The sequence below is a fragment of the Pararhodobacter sp. genome, from assembly GCF_036802785.1.
Classification (GTDB): Bacteria; Pseudomonadota; Alphaproteobacteria; order Rhodobacterales; family Rhodobacteraceae; genus Pararhodobacter.
Genome location: NZ_DAIRVN010000125.1, coordinates 1 through 5389 on the forward strand (window position 1 = coordinate 1; position 5389 = coordinate 5389).

A 5389-nucleotide genomic window follows, 5' to 3' on the forward strand; every position below is an offset into this window, starting at 1 on the left:
GTTGGGGTGGGTGATGCTTTCGGGTGGGGTGCAGCTGGCGCTGGGGGGCGCGGGGCTGCTGATTGTGGCGGGGTATCTTCTGTCGATCACCGCGATGCGGTTGGGCGATCTGGGCGTGATCTCGCCCTTTCGCTACACCGGCCTTGTCTGGGCGCTGGTTCTGGGTTTTCTGATGTTCGGTGACTGGCCTGACGGGCTGACACTGGCCGGGGCCGGGCTGATTGTCGCAACGGGGATTTTCACCCTGTACCGCGAACACAGGGCCCGGCGCGCGCTGGCACGGCTGTAGAGGAGGGGCGGGTGAAGGCGCAGGTATCAGTTCTGATCCGCTTCTCCTATGTCGCCCAGAACGGGTTCCGGGCGGCGCTGGGGGGTACGGGAAGCAGCCGCGCGCTGCTCTATGATCCTGCCCGGCTGGAGCGTCGCTTCGCATTGTTCGAGGCGCTGGCGCTTCCTTCGCTGCTGCGCCAGACAGACCCTGATTTTACGGCAGTCTTTCTGATCGGCAAGGATTTCCCTGCCGAGGCCCGGAAAAGGCTGGCACGGCTGACGGCCCCGCTGGCCGATGCCCGCATCGTCGCGTTGCCGCCCTTGCCGATGTTCCGGGCAACCAAGCTGGCCTATGAGCGCACCCGGCGCCCCGGCCACACGCATCTGGCCACCAGCCGCCTGGACGATGACGACGCGCTGGCGCTGGATGTGATTGCGCGGCTCAAGGCGATGATCGGGCCGCTGGCCGCGATCAGCGGTGATCAGCCGGTGGTGATCGCTTTCAACAGCGGCTTCTTTCTGGAGGTCGGGCAGGCGGAAAGCCGGGTTTATCAGGTGATCGAGCGCGCGCCACTGGGCATCGCCGCGACACTCGTGGCACCAATCGAACATCCGGCGACGATCTTTTCGCGCAATCACCGCCATCTCGGGCAGTTTTTCAATCTCTACACAGATGCGGTCACGCCCGCGTTTATCCGCAGTGTCCACCGCGACAATGATTCAGAGCCCTTCGCCTCAGGGCAGGTGATCACCCATGATGACGCGGCACTGCAGGGCTTGCTGACCGGGCGTTTTGCCCAGTCGCTGGACATGCTGCGCGCGATCCGGCCCTGACCGCGTCAGGGAACCCCGCGATAGATTTCGCGCACCCGGTCCGCGCAGATGCCGTAACGGGTGCGGAACAGCGCCTCGCCCGGTTCATCGAGCAGCGCGGCCTGCGCGCTTGAGCGCACACCCGAATCATTCCAGTTGCTGATCCCGCGTACATACATGTCGGGGTCTTTCAGCGTGATCGTGGGCATGAACTGCCAGAGTTTGACATGGTTGAAATTCATCACTGTCAGCGTCTCGCGCGGGCGGGCCACCACCGACAGGCTGGGCACCCAATACTGCCGCGCGGTCGGTTCCGCCACGATGCCGCGCGCGGTCGGCTGGGCGATATGGCCGCGCGTGAAGTCGATGGCGGTCAGCCGGTGGCGCGCGAGCAGCGCGGCGGTGTCCTGGGCGACGGCGCGGGTTTTGGCAATGAAATCACAGGCCACGCCATCATCATCATCCATCCGGAACTGGATACAGGCCCGGTCATCGCCCTGCCGCGCCTCATTGATGATCTGCCCCATGATCGAGCGGTGGCGGCCCGGCGGCATCACCCGCAGCAGTGTCTGCGGCAGCCCTTTCAGCAGTGCTTCCAGCTGCTCACGCCGCGCGCCCGGCATATCGGTGCCGATCACCACGATGAGCGTGAAGTCAGGGTCGGACTGCGCCTTCAGGCTGGGCAGGGTGATTGCCTCGAACGCGCGGAAGCGTTCATCAAGGCGCTCTTTTTCATACAGAAAGCGCACCCGCTCTTCGATGGTTTCATGTTCGGTCTGAAAGCCGCCGATGGCCGGATAGGAGAAACGACAGAGCCCCAGAACCTGCATGGCACCCTCTTGTTGCCCGACTGGCGTTCTGGCTAACATGGCGCTGCGCCTGAGGCAAATCTGTCATTGCGGGCTGTGTTGACAAGCCCCGCGACTCCCCCTATACGGCGCTCACCCGGGTCAGCTATGTCTTGATGTTGGCCGGGGGCTTTAGAGAACTAAGTGGTCACGATCCGGGCGAATGCGCCTCGATCCTCTGGAATTCCACCGCGGCGTTTCCGAAAATACGGAAACGCATGCGGTTTTGTGTTTTGCGGACGCGCAGGGCACCATAATGCGAACTGCCCCCGGAAACCCCGCTGACGAGTGGTGGGTGAACGGGTTGCAAGATAGGGCGAATCGAATGCCGACGATCCAACAGCTGATCCGCAAGCCGCGGCAGCCAAAAGTAAAGCGCTCCAAGTCGCAGCACCTGGAGAACTGCCCGCAGAAGCGTGGCGTCTGCACGCGCGTCTATACCACGACGCCGAAAAAACCGAACTCGGCCATGCGGAAGGTTGCAAAAGTGCGCCTGACCAATGGCTATGAGGTCATCAGCTACATCCCCGGTGAGAAGCACAACCTGCAGGAGCACTCTGTGGTGCTGATCCGCGGCGGCCGTGTAAAAGACCTTCCCGGTGTCCGTTACCATATTCTGCGCGGCGTTCTGGATACCCAGGGTGTCAAGGACCGTCGCCAGCGCCGCTCGAAATACGGCGCGAAGCGTCCGAAGTAAGGAGAGACCCAGATGTCGCGTCGTCACGCCGCCGAAAAGCGCGAAGTCCTGCCTGACGCCAAATTTGGCGATAAGGTTCTGACCAAGTTCATGAACAACCTGATGATCGACGGCAAGAAATCTGTTGCCGAATCGATCGTCTACAATGCGCTCGACCGCGTCGAGAAGAAGCTCAAGCGCGCACCGGTCGAGGTCTTTCACGAGGCGCTCGACAACATCAAGCCCTCGGTCGAGGTTCGCTCGCGCCGGGTCGGCGGTGCCACCTATCAGGTGCCCGTCGAAGTCCGTATCGAGCGCCGCGAAGCGCTGGCGATCCGCTGGCTGATTACCGCCGCCCGCAAGCGCAACGAGAACACGATGGAAGAGCGCCTTGCAGGCGAGCTGTCCGACGCGGTGAACAACCGCGGCACCGCCGTGAAAAAGCGCGAAGACACCCACAAGATGGCCGACGCAAACAAAGCGTTCAGCCACTATCGCTGGTAAGGAGCCGACACCATGGCACGCGAGTATCAGCTTCAGCGCTACCGTAACTTCGGGATCATGGCGCATATCGACGCGGGTAAAACCACGACGACCGAACGGATTCTGTTCTACACCGGCAAGTCCCACAAGATCGGCGAAGTCCATGACGGCGCCGCGACCATGGACTGGATGGAGCAGGAGCAGGAACGCGGGATCACCATCACCTCGGCTGCGACGACCACTTTCTGGCAGCGCCAGGAAGATCCGTCCACCGAGGGGACGTCTGAAACCAAGTACCGTTTCAACATCATCGACACCCCGGGGCACGTTGACTTCACCATCGAAGTCGAGCGTTCGCTGGCGGTTCTCGATGGCGCGGTCTGTCTGCTCGATGCCAACGCCGGTGTTGAACCGCAGACCGAAACGGTGTGGCGTCAGGCTGACCGCTACAAGGTTCCCCGTATCGTGTTCGTCAACAAGATGGACAAGATCGGCGCCGACTACTTCAAATGCGTCGAGATGATCAAGGACCGCACCGGCGGCACCCCGTGCCCGATCGCTCTGCCGATCGGCGCCGAGGACAAGCTGGAAGGCATCATCGATCTGATCAAGATGGAAGAATGGGTCTGGCTGGGTGAAGACCTCGGCGCAAGCTGGGTCCGTCAGCCGATCCGTGACGAACTGAAGGATCTGGCCGACGAATGGCGCGGCAAGATGATCGAGCTGGCCGTCGACATGGACGACACCGCCATGGAAGCCTATCTGGAGGGCGTTGAGCCCGACGAGGCGACCCTGCGCTCGCTGATCCGCAAGGGCACGCTGACGCTGACCTTCTTCCCGGTTCTGGCGGGTTCCGCGTTCAAGAACAAGGGTGTGCAGCCGCTGCTGAACGCCGTGATCGACTTCCTGCCCGCACCCGTCGATGTGCCGATGCTGCTGGGTTTCTCGCCTGACGACGAGACCGAAACCCGCAATATCGAGCGTCCGGCCGATGACGGCGCGCCCTTCTCGGCGCTGGCGTTCAAGATCATGAACGACCCGTTTGTCGGCTCGCTCACCTTCACGCGGATCTATTCCGGCACCCTGAAAAAGGGTGACCAGATGCTGAACTCGACGAAGGGCAAGCGCGAGCGCGTTGGCCGCATGATGATGATGCACGCCATCAACCGCGAAGAGATCGATGAAGCCTTTGCGGGTGACATCATCGCGCTGGCAGGTCTGAAGGACACGACGACCGGTGACACGGTCTGTGATCCGGCGAAGCCTGTGGTTCTGGAAACCATGACCTTCCCCGAGCCGGTAATCGAGATCGCGGTCGAGCCCAAGTCAAAGGCTGACCAGGAGAAGATGGGCATCGCGCTTGCGCGTCTGTCCGCCGAAGACCCGTCCTTCCGTGTGGAAACCGATTTCGAATCGGGCCAGACGATCATGAAGGGCATGGGCGAACTTCACCTGGACATTCTGGTGGACCGCATGAAGCGCGAGTTCAAGGTCGAGGCGAATATCGGCGCACCGCAGGTGGCGTATCGTGAAACCATCAGCCACAAGGCCGAGGTTGACTATACCCACAAGAAGCAGACCGGTGGTACCGGCCAGTTCGCCCGCATCAAGCTGGTGATCGAGCCGACCGAGCCGGGCGAAGGCTACAGCTTCGAGACCAAGATCGTGGGCGGCGCGGTGCCGAAGGAATACATCCCGGGTGTCGAAAAAGGCATCAAGTCGGTGATGGATTCGGGCCCGCTGGCTGGCTTCCCGGTGATCGACTTCAAGGTCTCGCTGATTGACGGTGCGTTCCATGACGTCGACTCCTCGGTTCTCGCCTTTGAGATCGCGGCCCGTGCCGCGATGCGCGAAGGTCTGAAAAAGGCCGGTGCCAAGCTTCTGGAACCGATCATGAAGGTCGAGGTGGTGACACCTGAGGAATACACCGGTTCGATCATCGGTGACCTGACCAGCCGTCGTGGCATGGTTCAGGGTCAGGACAGCCGCGGCAATGCCAATGTCATCAACTGCATGGTGCCGCTGGCCAATATGTTCGGCTACATCAACAACCTGCGCTCCATGTCTTCGGGCCGCGCGGTGTTCTCGATGCAGTTCGACCATTATGAAGCCGTGCCGCAGAACATCTCGGACGAGATTCAGAAGAAATACGCTTGATTGGTGTGGCGGGGTGAACCCCGCCCTACCGCCCCGTAGGGCGGGGATACCCCGCCGCCACCGCTACACGAACAAGGAGATGCCATCATGGCGAAGGCAAAGTTTGAACGTAACAAACCGCATGTGAACATCGGGACCATTG

At 61.7% G+C, this 5389-nt stretch carries 5 protein-coding genes and 1 pseudogene; 5 read left to right on the forward strand and 1 reads right to left on the reverse strand.

The genetic code is table 11. From position 1 onward, the window contains the following. Window positions 1-289, forward strand: a pseudogene (locus V7Q53_RS22875) (EamA/RhaT family transporter); the annotation flags it as partial. Between the two features lie 11 nt (window positions 290-300). Next, on the forward strand, window positions 301-1104 hold the full coding sequence (locus tag V7Q53_RS22880; protein WP_333831301.1) for a glycosyltransferase: 804 nt from the start codon (window positions 301-303) through the stop codon (window positions 1102-1104). Between the two features lie 5 nt (window positions 1105-1109). Here V7Q53_RS22880 and V7Q53_RS22885 read toward each other — a convergent pair whose 3' ends face one another. Next, window positions 1110-1913: a putative rhamnosyl transferase gene (locus V7Q53_RS22885; protein WP_333831302.1), complete on the reverse strand. Its 804-nt coding sequence runs from the start codon at window positions 1911-1913 to the stop codon at window positions 1110-1112. A gap of 343 nt (window positions 1914-2256) precedes the next feature. On the opposite strand from V7Q53_RS22885, the gene rpsL reads away from it, so the two are divergent. From rpsL to fusA, 3 genes are read left to right on the forward strand one after another with little or no spacing between them, the layout of a single operon-like run. Further along, entirely contained in the window at window positions 2257-2628 is a 372-nt protein-coding gene (gene rpsL / locus V7Q53_RS22890) for a 30S ribosomal protein S12 (RefSeq protein ID WP_109534093.1), read from the forward strand. A 12-nt stretch (window positions 2629-2640) separates the two neighbouring features. After that, window positions 2641-3111, forward strand: coding sequence for a 30S ribosomal protein S7 (rpsG, locus tag V7Q53_RS22895; protein ID WP_333831303.1), 471 nt, complete (start codon window positions 2641-2643; stop codon window positions 3109-3111). 12 nt (window positions 3112-3123) lie between these two features. Next, window positions 3124-5247, forward strand: a complete 2124-nt coding sequence (gene fusA, locus V7Q53_RS22900) for an elongation factor G (protein ID WP_333831305.1) — start codon at window positions 3124-3126, stop codon at window positions 5245-5247. Window positions 5248-5389 lie beyond the last annotated feature (142 nt).